Origin of the sequence: Burkholderia lata (assembly GCF_902499335.1) — a bacterium.
GTDB classification, from domain to species: Bacteria; Pseudomonadota; Gammaproteobacteria; order Burkholderiales; family Burkholderiaceae; genus Burkholderia; species Burkholderia lata_B.
Window position 1 is genome coordinate 113,522 of the sequence record NZ_CABVQK010000009.1, and the last position, 20,667, is coordinate 134,188.

At 66.0% G+C, this 20,667-nt stretch carries 15 protein-coding genes and 1 pseudogene; 5 read left to right on the top strand and 11 right to left on the bottom strand.

What is annotated here, in order from left to right; all coding sequences use genetic code 11:
* Nucleotides 1–447: 447 nt before the first annotated feature.
* The 5 genes from BCO18175_RS22710 to glcD are packed head-to-tail and all read right to left on the bottom strand — an operon-like array spanning nt 448 to nt 6,914.
* A complete protein-coding gene (locus tag BCO18175_RS22710) occupies nt 448–2,622 on the bottom strand; it encodes a malate synthase G (protein ID WP_174984197.1) in 2,175 nt (724 codons plus the stop codon).
* Nucleotides 2,623–2,668: 46 nt separating this feature from the next.
* Nucleotides 2,669–3,073 carry a GlcG/HbpS family heme-binding protein gene (locus tag BCO18175_RS22715; RefSeq protein WP_174918660.1) on the bottom strand — a complete coding sequence of 135 codons (405 nt, stop codon included), beginning with the start codon at nt 3,071–3,073 and terminating at the stop codon, nt 2,669–2,671.
* Nucleotides 3,074–3,093: 20 nt separating this feature from the next.
* Complete coding sequence (gene glcF / locus BCO18175_RS22720) at nt 3,094–4,314, bottom strand: glycolate oxidase subunit GlcF (protein WP_174984199.1); 1,221 nt, start codon at nt 4,312–4,314, stop codon at nt 3,094–3,096.
* Nucleotides 4,315–4,338: 24 nt separating this feature from the next.
* A complete protein-coding gene (glcE, locus tag BCO18175_RS22725) occupies nt 4,339–5,415 on the bottom strand; it encodes a glycolate oxidase subunit GlcE (RefSeq protein ID WP_174984202.1) in 1,077 nt (358 codons plus the stop codon).
* On the bottom strand, nt 5,415–6,914 hold the full coding sequence (gene glcD / locus BCO18175_RS22730; RefSeq protein ID WP_174984205.1) for a glycolate oxidase subunit GlcD: 1,500 nt from the start codon (nt 6,912–6,914) through the stop codon (nt 5,415–5,417). Before glcD ends, glcE begins: the two co-directional genes overlap by 1 nt.
* A 219-nt stretch (nt 6,915–7,133) precedes the next feature.
* On the opposite strand from glcD, the gene glcC reads away from it, so the two are divergent.
* The 3 genes and pseudogenes from glcC (at nt 7,134) to BCO18175_RS22745 (ending at nt 11,572) form a co-directional block, all read left to right on the top strand.
* Nucleotides 7,134–7,904 carry a transcriptional regulator GlcC gene (gene glcC, locus BCO18175_RS22735; protein WP_043186328.1) on the top strand — a complete coding sequence of 257 codons (771 nt, stop codon included), beginning with the start codon at nt 7,134–7,136 and terminating at the stop codon, nt 7,902–7,904.
* A gap of 256 nt (nt 7,905–8,160) precedes the next feature.
* Nucleotides 8,161–8,601, top strand: a pseudogene (locus BCO18175_RS22740) (DUF6306 domain-containing protein); the annotation flags it as partial.
* 2,038 nt (nt 8,602–10,639) lie between these two features.
* The gene (locus tag BCO18175_RS22745) at nt 10,640–11,572 is read left to right on the top strand and encodes an MBL fold metallo-hydrolase (RefSeq protein ID WP_174984860.1); all 933 of its coding nucleotides are present in this window, start codon (nt 10,640–10,642) and stop codon (nt 11,570–11,572) included.
* 176 nt (nt 11,573–11,748) lie between these two features.
* Here the strand turns inward: BCO18175_RS22745 and BCO18175_RS22750 are convergent, their stop codons facing one another.
* The 5 genes from BCO18175_RS22750 to BCO18175_RS22770 all read right to left on the bottom strand — a co-directional run bounded on the left by BCO18175_RS22750 (nt 11,749) and on the right by BCO18175_RS22770 (nt 18,083).
* A complete protein-coding gene (locus BCO18175_RS22750; RefSeq protein ID WP_039340348.1) occupies nt 11,749–12,600 on the bottom strand; it encodes a carbohydrate ABC transporter permease in 852 nt (283 codons plus the stop codon).
* A gap of 17 nt (nt 12,601–12,617) precedes the next feature.
* Complete coding sequence (locus BCO18175_RS22755) at nt 12,618–13,562, bottom strand: carbohydrate ABC transporter permease (protein WP_174984211.1); 945 nt, start codon at nt 13,560–13,562, stop codon at nt 12,618–12,620.
* Nucleotides 13,563–13,616: 54 nt separating this feature from the next.
* Nucleotides 13,617–14,876, bottom strand: a complete 1,260-nt coding sequence (locus BCO18175_RS22760) for an ABC transporter substrate-binding protein (protein WP_174984214.1) — start codon at nt 14,874–14,876, stop codon at nt 13,617–13,619.
* A gap of 63 nt (nt 14,877–14,939) precedes the next feature.
* Complete coding sequence (locus tag BCO18175_RS22765; protein ID WP_174984218.1) at nt 14,940–16,925, bottom strand: beta-galactosidase; 1,986 nt, start codon at nt 16,923–16,925, stop codon at nt 14,940–14,942.
* 9 nt (nt 16,926–16,934) lie between these two features.
* A complete protein-coding gene (locus tag BCO18175_RS22770; RefSeq protein WP_174984221.1) occupies nt 16,935–18,083 on the bottom strand; it encodes an ABC transporter ATP-binding protein in 1,149 nt (382 codons plus the stop codon).
* 189 nt (nt 18,084–18,272) lie between these two features.
* On the opposite strand from BCO18175_RS22770, the gene BCO18175_RS22775 reads away from it, so the two are divergent.
* Nucleotides 18,273–19,313, top strand: a complete 1,041-nt coding sequence (locus BCO18175_RS22775) for a LacI family DNA-binding transcriptional regulator (protein WP_174984224.1) — start codon at nt 18,273–18,275, stop codon at nt 19,311–19,313.
* Nucleotides 19,314–19,411: 98 nt separating this feature from the next.
* Here BCO18175_RS22775 and BCO18175_RS22780 read toward each other — a convergent pair whose 3' ends face one another.
* Nucleotides 19,412–20,053, bottom strand: coding sequence for a GntR family transcriptional regulator (locus BCO18175_RS22780; protein ID WP_174984226.1), 642 nt, complete (start codon nt 20,051–20,053; stop codon nt 19,412–19,414).
* Between the two features lie 131 nt (nt 20,054–20,184).
* Here BCO18175_RS22780 and BCO18175_RS22785 point away from each other — a divergent pair, with 131 nt between their 5' ends.
* The gene (locus BCO18175_RS22785) at nt 20,185–20,661 is read left to right on the top strand and encodes an OsmC family protein (RefSeq protein ID WP_174984229.1); all 477 of its coding nucleotides are present in this window, start codon (nt 20,185–20,187) and stop codon (nt 20,659–20,661) included.
* Nucleotides 20,662–20,667: the final 6 nt, after the last annotated feature.

Consider the following 20,667-nt stretch of genomic DNA (forward strand, 5'->3'; position numbering starts at 1 on the left):
AGATATACCGGTAAATCAAGCATTCACTGGTGACATCTGCGCCGATTCAACGATCCGACGAATCGGGCAACGCGAATTCAACGGAGTATAACGCGCGCGTCCGCATGCGCGGAAAATGTTGCGGGCCGTTGATCCGGATCAAATTACCGTGAATTCCCGGGCTTGCGAATTTCCGGCAAAGCGTTCCAGCGCAAGGCTTTGCGGGATGAACGGCCGTGGCGCGCGGCATGCAGTCTTCGATTCCATCCGGTTAACGGCATACGCTCGCGAAAAATGAAGGCAGGCGATATGCGCCGATTATCCGTTTCAGCGTCCGGGCGAACACGAAAATGAAAACGGGCGGCCGTTGCGGCCGCCCGTTTCGTGAAGCAGGCATACGGGCTCCCGGCATACGGGCATCCGGCATACGGGCTCCCGGCATGCCGGGAGCCCGCAGCACGCCCATGTTTATCCGCCGTGCTGTTGCGCCTTGAACGCGAGCCGGAACCGGTGCAGCAGCGGCTCGGTATAACCGCTCGGTTGCGACGTGCCCTGCAGCGCGAGCGCGCACGCGGCCTTGAACGCGGTCGACTGGTCGTAGCCGGGCGCCATCGGGCGATAGTTCGGGTCGCCGGCGTTCTGCTGGTCGACGACGCGCGCCATCCGCTTGAACACGTCGAGCACGAACGCCTCGGTGATCACGCCGTGGCGCAGCCAGTTCGCGATGTGCTGGCTCGAAATGCGCAGCGTCGCGCGGTCTTCCATCAGGCCGACGTCGTGGATGTCGGGCACCTTCGAGCAGCCGACGCCCTGTTCGACCCAGCGCACGACGTAGCCGAGGATGCCCTGCGCGTTGTTCTCGACTTCGCTCAGGATCTCCGCTTCGCTCCACTCGGCGCGCTCGACGACCGGCACGGTCAGCAGGCCTTCGAGCAGCACGTCGCGTTCGCTTGCGTACGGCGTCTTCTCGAGTTCCTGCTGGACGGCCTGCACGTCGACGAGGTGGTAGTGCAGCGCGTGCAGCGTCGCAGCGGTCGGCGACGGTACCCATGCGGTGTTCGCGCCGGCGCGCGGATGCGCGATCTTCTGCTCGAGCATCGCGTGCATCAGGTCCGGCATTGCCCACATGCCCTTGCCGATCTGCGCGCGGCCGCGCAGGCCGGCCGACAGCCCTGCGAGCACGTTGTTGCGCTCGTACGACTGGATCCACGCCGACGATTTCATGTCGCCCTTGCGGATCATCGGGCCCGCTTCCATCGCGGTGTGCATCTCGTCGCCGGTGCGATCGAGGAAGCCGGTGTTGATGAACGCGACGCGCGCGGCGGCTGCGGCGATACACGCGGCGAGGTTCACGCTGGTGCGGCGTTCCTCGTCCATGATGCCCATCTTCAGCGTGTTGCGCGGCAGGTTGTACAGATCCTCGATGCGCGCGAACAGCGTATCGGCGAACGCGACTTCGACCGGGCCGTGCATCTTCGGCTTCACGATGTAGATCGAGCCCGTGCGCGAGTTGCGCTTCGCCTTCAGGTCGTGCAGCGAGCACAGCACCGTGACGACGCCGTCGAGGATCCCTTCCGGAATCTCGTTGCCGTCGCGGTCGAGCACCGCGCCGTTGGTCATCAGGTGGCCGACGTTGCGCACGAACAGCAGCGAGCGGCCGTGCAGCGACAGCGTGCCGCCGGCGGGCATGGTGTACTCGCGGTCGGTGTTCAGGCGGCGCGTGAAGGACTTGCCGCCCTTCGCGACTTCCTCGACCAGCGTGCCCTGCATCAGGCCGAGCCAGTTGCGGTAGAGCTGGACCTTGTCTTCGGCGTCCACCGCCGCGACCGAATCCTCGCAGTCGATGATCGTGCTGACCGCGGCTTCGAGCACGACGTCCTTCACGTTCGCGAGATCGGCTCGGCCGATCGGCGTCGATGCGTCGATCTGGATCTCGAGGTGCAGGCCGTTGTGCTTCAGCAGGATCGCGGACGGCGCGTCGGCCGCGCCCTGGTAGCCGACGAACTGCGCCGGCTGCGCGAGGCCCACGATGCCCTTCGCGGTTTCGACGGCGAGCTGGCCGTCCTGCACGCGATAGCGCAGCGCGTCGCGGTGCGAGCCGCTCGCGAGCGGCGCCGCGTTGTCGAGCACGTTGCGCGCGTAGTCGATCACGCGCTGGCCGCGCGTCGGGTTGTAGGTCGCGGTGCGCTCGGCGCCGCCGTCTTCCGGCAGCGCATCGGTGCCGTACAGAGCGTCGTACAGGCTGCCCCAGCGCGCGTTCGCGGCGTTCAGCGCATAGCGCGCGTTCGACAGCGGCACGACGAGCTGCGGGCCGGCCTGCGTGGCGATCTCGCTGTCGACGTTCGCGGTGGCTGCCGCGACGTTCGACGGGACCGGCACGAGGTAGCCGATTTGTTCGAGGAATGCGCGATACGCGGCGTGGTCGCGCACGGGACCGGGGTGCGCGCGGTGCCAGGTGTCGAGTTCCTGCTGCAGGCGGTCACGTTCCGCGAGCAGTTCGCGGTTGCGCGGCGCCAGGTCGTGCACCAGGGCCGAGAAGCCGCTCCAGAACGCGGCCTTGTCGATGCCGGTGCCCGGCAGCGCTTCGTTTTCAATGAACTGGCTCAGCGCTGGCGCGACTTGCAGTCCTGCTTGGTCGATCATCGTCAATCCTCCCGGGGAATAAAGATTCGCGCGCGGCTTTGGCTGGTTATTCCGCGACGCTTTGTGTACCGGCGCGGGCGATCTGCGCGTCCTGTTCGGACTTTACGCCAGACACGCCGATCGCGCCCGCGATCCGGCCGCCGACCGTGACCGGCACGCCGCCTTCGAGCAACCCCGTCAGCGGCACGCTCAGAAACGCGGTGCGGCCACCGTTGATCATATCCTCATACGCCTTCGTCTCGCGCCGGCCGAGCGCCGCTGCGCGCGCCTTGTCCTGCGCGATACAGGCGCTGGCCGGCGATGCACCGTTCAGGCGCGCAAACGCGAGCAGGTGGCCGCCGTCGTCGACGACGGCGATCGATACGGCCCAGCCGTGGCGTTCCGCTTCCGCGCGGGCGGCGGCGAGCATGCGGTCCGCATCGGCGAGTTCGAGTTCGGGTTTCGTCTGCATGGCATTCCTCCGGAATCAGGTCAGTTGACGAGTTGGTTGTCGACAAGCTCGATCCAGTGGCGCACAGGCGTGCGGCCGGCGCCGTTCAGGTGAGTCTGGCAGCCGACGTTGGCCGTGACAATCAGGTCCGGCCGCGCGGCTTCGAGCGCATCGAGCCGGTTGTCGCGCAGTTTCGTCGCGAGTTCGGGCTGGGTCAGCGAATACGTACCGGCCGAGCCGCAGCACAGATGGCCGTCGGCGACATTCGTCAGATCGAAGCCGAGCCGCGTCAGGATGCGTTCGACCGCGCCGCCGAGGCGCTGCGCGTGCTGCAGCGTGCACGGGCAGTGCACCGCGATGCGGCGTGGCGTCGAACCGGCCAGCGCGTCGAGCGGCTCGGCCGCGATGACCTCGGCGAGATCGCGCGCGAGCGCGCTGACGCGTTGCGCTTTCTCTGCATAGACGGGGTCGGAGCGCAGCAGGTCGCCGTATTCCTTGACGAACGCGCCGCAGCCGCTCGCCGTCAGCACGATTGCTTCGGCGCCGGCTTCGATCGCCGGCCACCATGCGTCGATGTTGCGGCGCGCGCGGGCAAGGCCCGCTTCCTGCGCGTTCAGGTGATATTCGGTCGCGCCGCAGCAGCCGGCTTCGCGCGCCGGGCTCACGCTGATGCCGAGCCGGTCGAGCACGCGCGCGGCGGCCGCATTGGTGTTCGGCGACAGCGACGGCTGCACGCAGCCTTCGAGCATCAGCACGCGCCGCGCGTGGCGCACGGCCGGGCGCGGTGCGGCCGCGGGGACGGCGGCCGGGATCTTGTCCTGCAGCGGGCCGGGCAGCAGCGGGCGCAGCGCGCGGCCGGCTTTCAGCAACGCGGCGAAGGTTGCAGGGCGCGGCACGACGTGGCGCAGCCCCGCGCGCAGCAGGCGCTCGCGCGCGGGCCGTTGCACGCGTTTCTCGGCTTCCGCGCGGCCGATGTCGAGCAGCGTGTGATAGCGCACGCCGGACGGGCAGGTCGTCTCGCAGTTGCGGCACGTCAGGCAGCGGTCGAGATGCTGCTGCGTGCGTTCGCCGCACGGCTCGCCTTCGAGCAACTGCTTGATCAGGTAGATGCGCCCGCGCGGCCCGTCGAGCTCGTTGCCGAGCACCTGGTAGGTCGGGCAGGTCGCATTGCAGAAGCCGCAGTGCACGCATGCGCGCAGGATCGCTTCCGCTTCGTCGGCCCGGGCAAGGGCCTTGCTTGCTTCGCTGAGATTGGTTTGCATCGGCGGATCGGGATCGGGTTCGCGTCAGAAATCGGCGTACAGGCGGCCGGGATTGAAAATCGCATGCGGGTCGAGCTGCGCCTTGAGCTGCCGGTGCACGCGCAACAACGCGGGCGGCAGCGGCTGGAACGGCTCGCGCGTTGCGCCCGGCGTGAAGCAGGTCGCATGGCCGCCCCATTGCGCGGCGAACCGCTGCACGTCATCCGGCGCGGCATCGCTCTTCAGCCAGCGCTGTGCACCGCCCCAGTCGGCGAGCTGCGCGCCGGGCAGCGCATCGAGCGGCGCAGAGGCCGGCACCGACACGCGCCACAGCGGGCGCGGATCGTCGAAGAACGGCAGCGCGAGGTCGCGCAGCCGTGCCCAGAACGCATCGTCACGGCCGTCCAGGCGCTCGCCGCCGATCGTGTCGCGCGCGGCCTTTACCGACCCCTCGCCGCCTTCGATCCGCACGCGCAGCACGCCGTCCGCGTGGCATGCGCCGGCGAGCGGCAGCCCCGCGCGACGCCACGCGGCGATGCGCTGCACGGCTTCGTCCACGGCAAGCGGCAATGCGAGATCGCCCGTCGCACGCGGCTTCGGCAGCACCTTCAGCGACACCTCGGTCACGACGCCGAGACAGCCGAAGCTGCCCGTGAGCAATCGCGACACGTCGTAGCCCGCGACGTTCTTCATCACCTCGCCGCCGAAGCGCAGGTGCTTCGCGTGGCCGGTGATCACGCGGCAGCCGAGCACGAAGTCGCGCACCGCGCCGGCCCACGGGCGGCGCGGGCCCGACAGCGCCGCCGCGAACATGCCGCCGACCGTCGCCGCGCCGCCAAAGGTCGGCGGCTCGCACGGCAGCATCTGGCCGGCCGCGTCGAGCATCGCTTCGAGATCGGCGAGCGGCGTGCCCGCGCGCGCGGTGACGACGAGTTCGGTCGGGTCGTACGACACGACGCCGCGATGCGTGCGCACGTCGAGCGTGCGGCCTTCGACGGGGCGGCCGAGGAACGCCTTCGTGCCGGCGCCGCGGATGTGCAGCGGCTGGCGGTCGTGGATCGCCGCGTCGACCTGCGCGACGAGCGCCGCGCTGTCGTCGATCGATTCGATATCGCGTCGCATCAGAAGCGCTCCAGGTCGGGAAACGGCAGCTTGCCGTGATGGACGTGCATCGCGCCGAATTCGGCGCAGCGGTGCAGCGTCGGGATGTTCTTGCCGGGATTGAGCAGGCCCTGCGGATCGAACGCGGCCTTCACCGCGTGGAAGAACGTGATCTCGTCGGCGTTGAACTGCACGCACATCTGGTTGATCTTTTCGCGCCCGACGCCGTGCTCGCCGGTGATGCTGCCGCCCGCCGCGACGCACAGCTCCAGGATCTTGCCGCCGAGCGCTTCCGCGCGGTCGAGTTCGCCGGGCCGGTTCGCGTCGAACAGGATCAGCGGGTGCATGTTGCCGTCGCCCGCGTGGAACACGTTCGCGACCGGCAGACCGTATTCGGCGGACAGCGCGGCGATCCCTTCGAGCACGCGCGGCAGCTCGCGGCGCGGGATCGTGCCGTCCATGCAGTAGTAGTCGGGCGACATGCGGCCGACCGCCGGGAATGCGTTCTTGCGGCCGGCCCAGAAGCGCTGGCGCTCGGCTTCGTCGCGCGCGACGCGGATCTCGGTTGCGCCCGCGTCGCGCAGCAACGTGGCGACGCGTTCGGCGTCTTCGTCGACGTCGGTCGGCGAGCCGTCGAGCTCGCACAGCAGGATCGCCTGCGCGTCGACCGGGTAGCCCGCGTGAATGAAATCCTCGGCCGCGCGGATCGCGAGGTTGTCCATCATCTCGAGGCCGCCAGGGATCACGCCCGCGCCGATGATTCGCGCGACCGCCGCGCCGGCTTCCGCGACATCGTCGAAGCTCGCCATCAGCACCTTCACGCTTGGCGGCTTCGGCAGCAGCTTCACGGTGACTTCGGTGACGATGCCGAGCATCCCTTCCGAGCCGGTGAACAGCGCGAGCAGGTCGAAGCCGGGTGCGTCGAGCGCGTCGGCGCCGAGCGTGAGCGTATCGCCGTCGATCGTCAGGATCTCGACCTTCAGGATGTTGTGTACCGTGAGGCCGTATTTCAGGCAATGCACGCCGCCCGCGTTCTCGGCGACGTTGCCGCCGATCGAGCAGGCGATCTGCGACGACGGATCGGGCGCGTAGTAGAGGCCGTATGGCGCAGCTGCTTGCGAGATGGCCAGGTTGCGCACGCCGGGCTGCACGCGCGCGATGCCGGCATCGGGGTCGATGTCGAGAATCTTGTTGAACTTCGCCATCACGAGCAGGAGCCCTTTTTCAAGCGGCATCGCGCCGCCCGACAGCCCCGTGCCCGCGCCGCGCGCGACCACCGGCACGCCGAGCGCGGCCGCGACGCGTAGCACCGCGCGCACCTGCTCGACCGTGTCGGGCAGCACGACCGCGAGCGGCACCGTGCGGTACGCGGCGAGGCCGTCACATTCGAACGGCTTGAGCGCCTCGCGTTCGTGCAGCACGTCGAGGCCGGGCGCCGCCGCGTGCAGTGCGGCGACGAGTGTGTCGCGGCCGACGGTCGCCAGCGGGCCGTCGATCCGTTCGTCGTAGGTGAAACTCATCGGGGTTGTCTCCACCATGCAGGCGGCTGCGCGACGCGCGGCACACCGGAAGGGAGGGATTCTTGGCGGGTAGCGCGCGCGTGTCCAGACGTGGCGAATGTGGTCATACCAGTTTTTACAGGATGGCCAGAACGCGGCTGTCTCGATTGCCATAAAACTGAATAACTACAAGGCTTTGTGGGAAAATCGCCGATATCCTTCCGAAGTGGTCATACCAGTATGGAAATGCAGGATCGAGCAGGCCCGGCGCGGAACGTGGCCGACGTCGTTGCCGAGCGTATCGAGAAGCTGATCGTCGATGGCGTGCTGAAGGCCGGGCAGGCATTGCCGTCCGAACGGCGGCTGACCGAGAAGCTCGGCGTGTCGCGCACGGCCGTGCGTGAAGGGATGAAGCTGCTGCGTGCGCGCGGGATCATCGACACCACGCACGGCAAGGGCTCGTTCGTTGCGAGCCTGACCCCGCAGCGCGAGATCACGCCGATGATGCATCTGCTCGGCTCGCAGCCGCGCACGCTGTACGACCTGTTCGAGGTGCGCGGGATGCTCGAGACAGAAGCCGCGCGGCTCGCTGCGCTGCGCGGTACGCCGGCCGATTTCATCCTGATCAAGCGTCGCTATGAGGAGATGACCGCGGCCGATGCGCAGGATCTCGACCCGGCTGCGCGCGCGAAGCTCGATCACGCGTTTCATCTGGCGATTTGCGAGGCGTCGCATAACCCGGTGCTCGTGAATACGCTGCAATCGTTGACGGATCTGCTGCTGAGTTCGGTGTTTGCGTCGGTGAACAATCTCTATCACCGCGAGCCGCTGAAGAAGCAGATCGATCGGCAGCATGCGCGGCTTTATAACGCGGTGACAGGGCGGCTGCCCGATCAGGCGCGCAAGGCGGCTAGCGAACATATTCGCCAGTGTGTCGAGTATCTGCGGGAGATCGAGCAGGAGGAGCAGCGGTTGGTGCGGTCGACGTTGAGGCTTGAGGGGTGGACGTGAGCAGGCGCAGGCACGCTCGCGTGATGACACAGATCAAGCGTGGCTCGCTACCGACGCGACACTACGATCTAATATGTCACAATGTGATGTATTGGATGGGCGATCCCGTCATGGCCCCGGCACATTCGTGCAACACGCGTTGTGTACCGTCGAGCGTGATACGCCACCGATCCTGATCCTGACAGGAGGACGCTGCATGTCGATTCCGACGCGTGACGACGGGCCGGACGCCCGCACCGACCCGATTCCGCATGACAGCCGCACCGCGCTGCTGGCGGCGCTCGACGAACTGCTGGAGGCCGAGCGTGCGGGTGCGCGCGTGGCGTCCGAGACGGCGGCCGATGTGACAGGCGATCCGGAACTGCATCGGCTGATCGCCCATATCCGCCAGGACGAGGCGCATTGGTGCAGCGTGCTCGTCGAGGCGATCCGGTCGCTCGATGCCGTCCCGACACGCGCAACCGGCGCGTTCTACGAGAAGGCGATGGCGATCGACGATCTGGCCGAGCGGATGGCGTTCCTGAACCGTGGCCAGCGCTGGGTCGTGCGGAAGTTGCAGGCGTTGCTGCCGACGCTTGCCGCACCCGACATGCATCATGTGCTCACGCAGATGCTCGTGTCGCACGAGAAGAACATCGGCTCGGTCGATGCGCAGTTGCGTATCAAGGGCGATGACGCCGGATCGGGTACGGTGTAGCGGCGGCGGCAGCAGCGCGAAAAGCATTCTTCGCGGATTTCTGTTGATGTCGCTTTTCGGCACACTTCTGCCCTTTGCCTTTCCCGGAAGCAGACATCCTAGGCCGAGTGCGAAAATGCAGCAGGTGCCGTCGATCGGGTAGCACCGACGCGAATAGTCGATTTGTGTCGGCTATCCAAAAGATCGTATAGCGCGGCAGCCGCAGTTTTTGACAGGAAGCGCCGCTTGGTTGTTGCGGCTAGTCAGCCTCAAAAACAAAAAGAACTCTGGGAGAGGGATGGCGTCAAGCCGCTGGAGGGCATGTCGCGCCTTGATACACCATGATATGGGTGTAATGTCTGTCCCAAGACAGCGGAGCCGCCCCTATAACGCTCCATTCTGCGTAGTCACCAGACACGGTAGTGGCGGTCGTCAATTGTCCGATTCCAACCGTTGCCAACTGCTGCGTCGCGCTCATTATGACATTGCCATACCATTGGACCTGGGTCCCATTTTGGTACCAGTCACCATGCCATCCATGCTGCGTCGTTGAGTACCAGGTGTTATTGGGTTGGAGGCAGACTCCCTGCGAGACATAGGTGGCACCGGTAGTCACTTGATAGAACGTGGCCTGCCAGTAACCGGTCGTCAGCGGGGCAGCTTGAGCAACTCCTGCAAGACCAAAACTGAGAGCTAAGCTAGCAGCGAATTTAGTGAGATTTTTCATTCTGAGCAGTCGCAGTAAATTGATGGGGTAACAACGATGCCGAGACTGTTGTCAGTCTTGGTGGCTCAGAAATTAACGCAGTTAAAAGATTGGCGATTAATAGGATTGAATGGCAAATGCCCGTGTGCTCGTGAATATGCTGCCTCGGCGAATTTGATACGTGCTGCGGGCGAATTTTTTGGCTTGAAAGTTTATTGGTTGATGTGACGTTGAGTTACCCGAGGATGGCAGTTTCGCCAGCCCAAAGAAGCGCACTGATACATGAGCGCGGATGTTAGCAGTGAGCCTTAACACTTCTCCAATCTATACGAAGCGTCGAATCGGTGGAAAGTTGATTGCCCACGATCAACGGAACGGAGTTTATTGACCGAAGTTGGCGCGTCCTGCGATCACGCGCAACTGCCAGGATGCAGTCGCCGTTGAAGCCAATCCTCGCGACCGATGCCATAGACGCGATCACACTCGTCGTACGCCTCTTCGAGTGACATGAATAAGTAATCTGAAGTAGGAGTTGGCGCGTCCAAAGACTCGTACCGCATCAGAAGAAAGATTCCATCATCGAGTTGTTCGATCTCCACCCACATGGTTGTGCCTTCGCTAGCGCCTCGGCCGTCGAGGGATTTTCGTGTCGGTGCCCAGATCAGCATAGGTGGCTCGTGTCCGTTGAACGTGGTGTGTCCAGGCTCTTCCATTGGCGCGCCCCGGAATTGTCGACGATTGAGGTAATCGTGTCGAATGACCCGAACTGGCCGTTCGCGGGCAGCGTGTATCGCGCTTCGCCAATCCGCAAAAAAAGGTTCATCGCGGATTGCCGGGGAACGGCGGTGCGGAATAGTGGAATGCGGCCGAAGGGCGGCACGCAACTTCGCGTTTCGCAAGGGGATCCTGACTCGCAAGCGGCCGGCGGACGGATGAGCGCGTGCACGCCCGACCTCATCACCTCCGGCGCCAACGTGTTCATTCTGGGCGCCGCGCCGACATGCACTATGCTTCGTGACGCGCGCTCGCTTCCCGATCCGCCAGATCACCCTCCGGCGTGCCGAGCAGCTGCTATGAAGCTGTCTTCGATATGACGCGGCGCTGTCATCGAACCGCTGGTCGATCAGTTCGCCACTCGCGTTGCCTTTCGTTTCCCGCCCGTTGTCGATTGTTGTCGCAAGGACAACATGATGTGTGCCTTCTCGGGGCTTCCGGCATTCGTCCCCCTGACTACAATCCGTCTCAAGCCAGTTGAAAGGTGTGCCAAACGAAGCGCGCTAAGTTCGCGGTCGTGCACTTGAACTGCACGTTGCAATGCGGCTTCCCCCCACTTGATAAAGAGGACTATTGAAGATGAGCGAAACCACTCGCAATGTTCAGCCGGTTACCGCCGACCTTGGCAAGGAAGGTTCGGGCGAACTCGTGCCGTCCCGCTACGCCGTTCGCGTGGGTAACGTCGATGTCGTGCTGATCAGCGACGGCGTGCTGCCGCTGCCGACCACCACCATGTCCACCAACGTGAGCGAAGCGGACCGAAACGCATGGTTCGACGGCCGTTTCCTGCAACGCGACATGTTCGACTGGGCGCTGAACATCGCGCTCGTACGCAGCGGTGAACGCCTGATCCTGATCGACTCCGGCGTGGGCGACGGCTTCGAATACTTCTCGCGTGCCGGGAAGTCGGTGATGCGGCTGGAATCGGCCGGCATCGACTTGTCCGCGATCACCGATATCGTGATTACCCATATGCACATGGATCATGTCGGTGGGCTGAACGTCGACGGCGTCAAGGCCAGGCTGCGCCCGGACGTGCGCATTCACGTATCGGCCGCGGAAGTGGCGTTCTGGAAAAATCCGGACTTCAGCAAGACGGTGATGCCGGAAACGGTGCCACCGGCACTCCGCAAGGCGGCTGCGAAGTTCGTGGCACTCTACGGTGAAAATATCGTGCAGTTCGACCAGACCGTTGAAGTCGCGGCAGGTGTGTCGGCGCGCGTGACGGGTGGACACACACCGGGGCACTGCGTCGTGGACGTCGCATCGAACGGCGAGAAGCTCACGTTCGCAGGCGATGCGATTTTCGAAGTCAACTTCGATCATCCCGAGTGGCAAAATGGCTTCGAGCACGATCCTGAAGCGGCTGCCGCCGTGCGTTTCGCGCTGTTCAATGAGGCCGCGGAAACCGGCGCACTATTGGCCGCAGCGCATGTCGCGTTTCCGTCCATCGGTCATATCGCAAAGAACGGAGACGGATTTCGCTTTGTGCCGGTTATGTGGGACTACTGATCGTTGATCGACTGTCGGCGATCGTCATGAGGCCGCCGTGCGCCCACGACGCTCGCCGCGGCTTTTTGTAGACGATCGCTCGCCGCCGCCGCGGCATCGGCAACAAAAAAAGCCCGCCGAAGCGGGCAACCTCACGATGCAGAGGGGGAGATACGAATACGCGGGGCTGCGCGCGTTCAGCCTTTGGTCGCACCAAACGTCAGCCCCGCCACAAAATGCTTCTGCATAGCAAAGAACATCGCGACCGACGGCAGCGCAGCCAGAATCGACCCCGCCGACACAAGATTCCACGACGTCGTCCACTGCCCCTTCAACGCGGCAACGCCTGCCGTGATCGGCGCGGCTTCATCGCCTTGTGTGAGACACAGCGCCCAGAAGTAGTCATTCCACACGAACGTAAAAACGAGAATCGCCAGCGCAGCCAACGCAGGCCGGATCAACGGCAGCACGATCCGCCAGAACACCGTCCATTCCCCCGCCCCTTCGATCCGAGCCGCCTCGATCAACTCGAACGGCAGCTGCTTGATGAAGTTGCGCAGAAACAGCGTACAGAACCCCGTCTGGAACGCGACATGAAAAAGGATCAGCGCCTCGACCGTATTGAACACTCCGAGCCTGAGCGACAAATCCCGCACCGGAATCATCAACACCTGCACCGGCACGAAGTTGCCGGCAACGAACGTTCCGAACAGCGCGGTACTTCCGCGAAACTTGTAAGTCGCCAGCGCAAACCCCGCCATCGCCGCCAGCGCGATCGACCCGACCACAGACGGCACCGTGATCTGCACGCTGTTCCAGAAGTAATGCAGCATCGGCGACGTCGTCAGCGCGTCGCGATAGTTCTCGATCATCGAGAAGTGCCGTGGCCAGCCCCAGTAGTGGCCTTCGACCAGTTCCTCGGTCGAGCGCACCGACGTGACGAACACCGCGATCATCGGCAGCAGCCAGATCAGCAGCGCAACGGGCAGCGACAGCTTGTACAGCCTGCGCGAGACAGGCTTCCATTGAGCAACGGGAGTCGGAAACATGATGGCCACCGGTCAGGTTATTGCTCGTTGCGCAGCAGGCGGCGCAACTGGAACACGATGTAGACGAGCATGATCGCGAACAGCACGACCGCAATCGACGCGGAATAGCCGAGCCGGTAGTACTTGATTGCCTGGTCGTACATGTAATACGCGAGCACGGTCGAGCTCTCGAACGGGCCGCCGCTCGTCATCACCGAGATCAGGTCGAAGCTGCGCAGCGCGCCGATCACCGTGACGACGATCGCCATGAAGGTGGTCGGCCGCAGTTGCGGCAGCACCACATGCCACAGCAGCGCGAAGCCGCGCGCGCCCTCCATCCGCGCGGCTTCGATCTGTTCCGGGTTGAGCGACGTGAGGCCGGTGAGGTACAGGATCATGCAATACGCGGTTTGCGGCCACAGCGCGGCAAACACGATGCCGAACGTCGCATAGCGCGCATCGCCGAGCACCGGGATGCCGTGCCCGGCGATCAGCGCGAGCAGCCCGAACGTCGGATCGTAGAACCACGAGAAGATCAGGCCGACGACCACGCCGGACAGCACGAACGGCGCGAAGAACAGCGACTTCACGAGCCGGATGCCGCCGACTGCCTGGTTCAGGTACAACGCCAGCGCGAGACCGAGCGGTGGCGCGAGCATGAACAGCACGAGCCAGATCACGTTGTTGCGCAGCGCGGTGTAGAACGTCGACGCATGCAGCAGTTCGACGTAGTTCGCGACACCGACGAAGGTACGCTCGGTCATCCCGTCCCAGTTGTACAGGCTCAGCCACAGCGTCGACAGGATCGGCCAGATCACATAGACGGCAACCATGGCGCAGGCCGGCGCGAGAAAGAGCCACGCGGCGCGCCGTTGCCGCCGCACGGCGGGCGACGGGCGGCGTGCGGGCAGTGCGGTGGCGGATGGCCCGCGCGGCGGTGGCGCGGTGCCGGCGGGCGGGGTGGACGTGATCGGACTGGACACGGCAAGCCTCCTGAACGGGCGCGGCGGCGCGGGGCCGCCGGTTGGGTCACGCGGTCACTTCTTGTAGATCCGCTTGCGGGTCTGTTCGAGTTGCGCGAGCACCGTATCGAGCTGCGCGGGATTCGCGAGGAACTGCTGCATGCCCTTCATCCCCTCGTCGGCCATTTCCTTCGTCATGTCGCGGTCGTAGAACTGCGCGACGCCGCCCTTCGTGTCGGCAAGGATCCGGAACCCGATGCGCGAGATCGGATCGGCCGGCTCGGGCGATTTGCTGTTGGCCGACAGCGAGCCGAGCCCTTCCGCGAGCTTCGCGCCCATCTCGGGCGTTTCGACGAACGCGAGGAACGTGTGCGCGTCGGCCTTGTTCTTCGCCTTCGTCGGGATATGCAGCGATTCGACCGGGCCGTCCTCGGCGGTCGGCACCTTCGGGTCGATGATCGGGAAGCGGTAGTAGCCCATTTCCTGCTTCACGTTCGGTGGAAAGCCCGCCGCGATGAAGGTGCCCATCAGCATCATCGCGGCCTTGCCCTGGAACAGGAACGGCTGCGCGCCGTCGAGATCGTAGGACAGCGCGTTGTCGATGAAGTAGCCCGCGTCGATCAGCGATTTCCACGTCGTGTAGACCTTCTTCACGCGCGGGTCGGTGTACGGCACGTCGCCGGCCATCAGTTGCTGGTGGAACGCGTTGCCGTTCAGGCGCAGGTCGAGATAGTCGAACCAGCCGGCGAGCGTCCACGCGTCGCGGCCGCCGATCGCGATCGGCGTGATGCCGGCCGCTTTCAGCTTCTTGCACGCGTCGAGAAACTGGTCCCACGTCTTCGGCTCGTCGGCGATGCCGACCTTGTGGAACAGGTCCTTGCGGTAGAACAGCCCCCACGAGTAGTAGACGGTCGGCGCCGCATACTGCTTGCCGTTGTACGACGATGCATCGCGTGTCGACGCGTACATTGCCCCCCAGCCGTTCTTCGTCCAGTCGCCGCTCAGGTCCTCGAACAGCCCGCGCTTCGCGTAGTACGCCATCCGCTCGCCCGCGTGCCAGTTCACGACATCCGGCGCGACGGTCGTGAGCCATGCGGGAAGCTGTACCTTGTACGCTTCCTCGTCGACGAAAGTCGCCTTCACGTCGATGTCGGGATGCGCCTTGCGAAACGCGTCGAGCGTCGACTGCCAGACCGCGCGCTGGCTGGCGCCCTTGAACGCGATGTTGATCGTCAGCGTGCCGGCATCGGCGGGCGCCGTCATGCCGAGCGATGCCAGTGCGATAGCGGCGGCCGTGGCGAGCCGGGCGGCGGCGCGAAGGGGGCGATGTGTCATACGTGTCTCCAGTCCTGGGTGTCGTTGTGCGTGATCGGCGCGTCGTGGCGCCGGTGGCGGGTGCTACGAACGGCTTCGATACACGGCCACGTCTTGCGGCCCGACTTGCGCCGTGCCGAGCACGAACGCGGACGGCGGCACCGCGTCGATCGTGTGCGGCGCGTCGCCATAGTTGAAAACGTAGGTCAGGCCGCCGCGCCGGCTCACCCGCACGCCGTCGCCGAGCGACGTCGGCGCGAGGCCGGCTTCGGTGGCGACATCGGCGAATAGCCGGGCGGTGGTCGCGTCGTCGAACAGCGCGGCCCAGTAGTGCAGCGTGCCGTGCGACACGCAGGCTGGGTGACCGTCGGCGAAGCGTGCCCGCACGACGCTGCGCGTGTCGTCGTGCAGCTCGACGAAGTCGCGCCAGTGGCGCGCATTGCCCGAGAGCGGCGCGCCGTCGCGCAGCGTGCCGTCGATTCGCTCGGTCACGTTCGGCCGCAGCGATTCGACGCGCCACACGCGTACCGGCAGGATCGACGCGAGCGGGCCGGGCGGCAGCGTCGGCGGGATCTGCAGGTCGACGGTCTTCGAGCCGGTGCGCGGCCCGAACACCGCATGCGCGCCCGAGGCCGCGAGCCGTGCGGCGAAATCGTCCGGCACGACGGGCAGCGGCGGCACGACGACGAGGCGGTAGCCGTCGAGCGGCGTATGCGCGGAAACGATGTCGACGTCGAGGCCGAGCGAGCGCAGCGCCGAGTAGTACTCGAACGCGAAGCGCGGGTAATGGAAATCGGCGCCCTGCGGCTGCACTTCGAACAGCCACTTCGCGTCGTAATCGAAGACCAGTGCGACGGGGGCGCGTACGGCGCCGTTTGCATCCGCGCCGGCGTCGTGCACGGCCGCGATCTCGTGCGCGACGCGCTGCGCCTCGCGGCCGCCTTCGTCGAGTTGGTCATCGGGTGTGTGCAGGCCCGCATGCATCTGCTCCTGTGCGAACGGCGCCTGCCGCCAGCGGAAGTACGACACACAGCCGGCGCCGTGCGCGAACGCCTCCCAGCTCCACAGGCGCACCATGCCCGGCAGCGGCGCGGGGTTCCACTGCGCCCAGTTCACGGGCCCCGGCTGCTGCTCCATCACCCAGAACGGCAGCTTCGACATGCCGCGGTAGAGGTCATGATTGAACGACGCGAAATCGGGATGGCCGGTGCGCAGCCAGCGCGCCTTCACGTCCGGTGCGAACCATTGCTCCTCGAGCGCGCCGAGCGGATAGCTGTCCCACGTCGCAACGTCGAGGTCGCGCGCTACGTCGTAATGATCGAACTCGGTGAACAGCTGCATGAAGTTGTGCGCGACGGGCCGGCCCGGCGAATGCGCGCGGATCACGTCGACCTGCATCCGGTGATAGCGCGCGACTTCGTCCGACGCGAAGCGCCGGTAGTCGAGGCGATGCGACGGGTGGGCCTCGGTCACGGTGCCGACGGGCGCGTCGACTTCGTCGAAATGGCGATATTCCATGCTCCAGAACACGGTGCCCCACGCGCGGTTCAGCGCGTCGATCGTGCCGTAGCGCGCCTTCAGCCACGCACGGAAGCGCACGAGCGCGGCCGGCGAGTAGCTGACGACGGTCTGGTGGCAGCCCAGCTCGTTGTCGGTCTGCCAGTAGCGCACGGCCGGGTGGCGGCCGTAGCGTTCGGCGACCGCCGTGCAGATCTGGCGCGACGCTTCGAGATAGGTCGGCGACGAGAAGTCGTAGTGACGGCGCGAGCCGAACGCACGCGGCCGGCCGTCCGCGCCGATCGCGAGGATGTCGGGGTGGCGATCGACCAGCCATTTCGGCGGCGTCGCGGTCGGCGTGCACATCACGATCTCGAGGCCGGCCGCACCGAGCACGTCGACCGCGCGATCGAGCCAGCCCCAGTCGTATTCGCCCGGCGACGGCTCGATGCGGCTCCACGCGAATTCGGCGATCCGCACCTGCTCGATGCCGAGCGCTTTCATCCGGCGGGCATCGTCGGCCCACATCGTTTCCGGCCAGTGTTCCGGGTAGTAACAGACTCCGAGGCGCATGCCCGATCCTTATGCGTAGTGGTGAACGTGGACGTCGGCGCACGCGGGCACCGCGCGGCCGTCTTCGGTGAAGAGATGGCAGGCCGCGGCCGGCGCATGCACGAGCACGCGTTCGCCGCTGCGCACCTGTGCGTCGCCGGGCATCTTCGCGATGAGCGCGTTGCCGCCGGGCTGGTCGAGATGCACGTAGGTCTGTTCGCCGAGGCGTTCGACGAGCGCGACGTCGCGTGCGAGTGCTGTCGCTTCGTGCGCGGCACCGAGCGTCAGGTGTTCGGGGCGAATCCCGAGCGTTACGGCGGCGCCCGCACCGAGCGCCGAGCCGTCGCGCGGCAGCACGAAGGTTTCGCCGGAAGGCATGAGGGTGACGGTCGTGCGATGCGCATCGCAGGCCGTCACGACGGCCGGCAGGAAGTTCATCCGCGGCGAACCGATGAAGCCCGCGACGAAGCGGCTGGCCGGGTGGTGGTAGAGGTCGAGCGGCGCACCGACCTGCGCGATGCTGCCGTGCTGCGCGGTGTCGGCGCCGGCGTGCAGCAGCACGATCTTGTCGGCGAGCGTCATCGCTTCGGTCTGGTCGTGCGTCACGTAGACGACGCTTGCGCGTTCGAACTGCCGGTGCAGCCGCGCGATCTCGATGCGGGTCTGGCCGCGCAACGCGGCGTCGAGATTCGACAGCGGCTCGTCGAACAGGAACACGCCGGGTTCGCGCACGATCGCGCGGCCGATCGCGACGCGCTGGCGCTGCCCGCCCGACAGCGCCTTCGGCTTGCGATCGAGCAGCGTGTCGAGCTGCAGGATGCGCGCGGCATCGCGCACCTTCCGGTCGATCTCGGCCTTCGGCATGCGCGCGAGCTTCAGCCCGAACGCCATGTTCTCGTAGACCGTCATGTGCGGAAACAGCGCGTAGCTCTGGAACACCATCGCGACGCCGCGCTCGGCAGCGGGCACGTCGTCAACGCGGCGGCCGTCGATCGACAGCTCGCCCGCGCTCAGGTCCTCGAGCCCGGCGATCATCCGCAGCAACGTCGACTTGCCGCATCCGGACGGCCCGAGGAACACGCAGAACTCGTGCGCGCCGATCTCCAGATCGACGTCGCGAATGACCGGCGCGTGATCGCCATAGGCTTTCTGCACGCGCCGCATCGAGATGCTCGCCATTGTCTCCGCTCCATGTTCTAATGCGCTTTCATCAGTGATTAAGCGCTTAATCATCGCGATCAAAAAAAGAGGCGATGCGATCGCGGCCGAGTCGCGCCCGTCGGTCGGGCGGCAGGGTGTGCGGCGATAGTGCGCCGCTTCGGTGAGCGAAGCAAATACTGGATAGACGTCTCATATAGTGAGCAGACGATGGCAACCCTGGATGAAGTGGCGCGCCGCGCCGGCGTGACGGCCGCAACCGTGTCGAACGTGCTGCGCGACCGCGGCCGGGTGGGCGAGGCGACGCGTGCGCGGGTGCTCGAAGCCGTGGCGGCGCTCGGGTATCGGCCACATCTCGCCGCGCGGGCGCTGGCGGAAGGGCGCGCGCCGACGGTCGCGCTGATGGTGTCGAGCATCGCGAACCCGTTCTACCCGGAGTTCGCACTGGCGGTAGAGCGTGCGGTGCGCCGCAACGGGCAGTTCCTGATCGTCTGCAATACGAACGAAGATCCGTTGCAGGGGCGCGCGTATCTCGACCAGATCGCCGGCACGATCTCCGAAGGCATTCTCGTAACCAACGCGAACCTGCATCTGCCGGATCTGCGCGACGTGGCGGCGCGCGGCGTGCCGGTCGTGCTGTGCCTGTGGGAGCGGCCAGAGGCGCCGCCCGACGGATTGCCGTGCGTCGCGATCGATTTCCGCGAAGCGGGGCGGATCGCGACGCGGCACCTGCTCGAGCTGGGCCACGAGCGGATCGGCGTGATCGTCGGCGGGTCGGCGAGCGGCGTGCAGGCGGCGCGCTACGACGGCTTCGTCGACGTGATGCGCGAAGCCGGGCTCGATGCGTCGCTCGTCGCGGCGGAGCCCGATTCGATCGAAGGCGGCGTGCGTGCGGCGGGGCGGTTGCTCGATGCGCATCCGCGGTTGACCGCGCTGGTCGCGACCAACGACCTGCCGGCGATCGGTGCGATGCATGCGGCAGCCGATCGCGGCAGGCGTGTGCCGGATGATCTGTCGATCGTCGGGATCACCGACATTCACCTGGCCAGCGACACGCGGCCCACGCTGACGACCGTTGCGATCCCGACCGCCGAGGCCGCCGGGATCGCGGTCGAGCTGCTCAATACGCTGCGTGAAGCGGGTGGGCACGGCGACGCGGCGTCGCGCGTGCGTGTCGCGTCGCTGCCGAGGCTGGTAGTGCGTGGTACGACTGGTCGCGCGGCCGACGGGAGCGCGAAGCGGTCGACTTGATGAGTCGTGGAGTGAGTACTTTGAAGTAGCCGGCGTGATCCGTGAGACCCGGCATGGGGCCGCGCGCGGTGTAGCAAACGGCAAGCGCACCGCCGGCCTCAACCGCCTTCGACGAGCTGCAGCACGATGCGCCTGGCCGATTCGAGATGCGCGACCGTCATCGAACGAGCCGCACGCGCATTGCGTTCGCGGCACGCCTGCAGAACCTCCTCGTGCTCGACCTGGAACGATGGCGTATCCGCGAGCAGCGTGGTCTGCAGACGCTCGTACCGTTCGACCTGGCTGCGCAGCTCCGCGATCGTCTTCAACTGCCGCGCGTTGCCGCAGCACGAATACAGCAGCGCGTGGAATTCGCGATTCAGTTCGCCCTGCCGGCGCGACACGGCCGCATCGCCGAGCAGGCGATGGACGAGTTCGGCGCGCGCGAGCGTCTCGTCGTCGAGCCGCTTCACGCTCCGGTAGATCGCGTCGCCTTCGAGCAGCGCGCGCAGGTCGTAGATTTCCCGCACGTCCGATGCGGTCAGCATGCGCACGACGGCGCCGCGATTCCTGAAGATGTCCAGCAATCCTTCGCGCTCCAGGCGCTGGATCGCCTCGCGCATTGGAATCCGGCTGATGCCGAACCGGTCGGCCAGGTCGCGCTCGACGAGCCGCTCGCCGGCCTGCAACTCGCCGTTGATGATCATGTCCCGCAACGAGGCGGCGACCGCGTCCGCCGTGGAATCGAGTTTGGCTTCCATGCCTGCATGTTCCGTCAATTTGGAATAATGGTATACCAAATGGGAATCCGGTGCCAAAATGGTGAGCGCAGGCGGGCTTCGCAAAACGACATCCGGCCCGGCCGAAGCAACCCACATCAATGGAGAGCGAGATGGCATCTGGCGAACACAAGTATCGCGTCGCGGTAGAGTGGACGGGCAATCGCGGCACCGGCACGTCGGGATATCGGGAGTACGGGCGGGATCACGTGATCCGGGCCGGTTCCAAACCGGATATTCCCGGTTCGTCGGACGCGGCGTTTCGTGGCGATGCCGCGCGCTGGAATCCGGAAGACCTGCTGCTGGCGTCGGCATCGGCATGTCACAAGCTCTGGTACCTGCATCTGTGCTCCGAAGCGGGCATTCGCGTGCTCGCCTATGTCGACAACGCGGAAGGCACGATGGTCGATAGCGCTGATGAAGGCCGCTTCACGGAAATCGTGCTGCGCCCGCACGTGACGATCCAGGCCGGCGACGATCGCGAGCGGGCCGCACATCTGCATCATGATGCGCACGCGAAGTGCTATATCGCGAACTCGGTCAACTTCCCGATCCGCTGTGAACCCGTGATCGAGTTCGCCGCCGCGTGATACCGA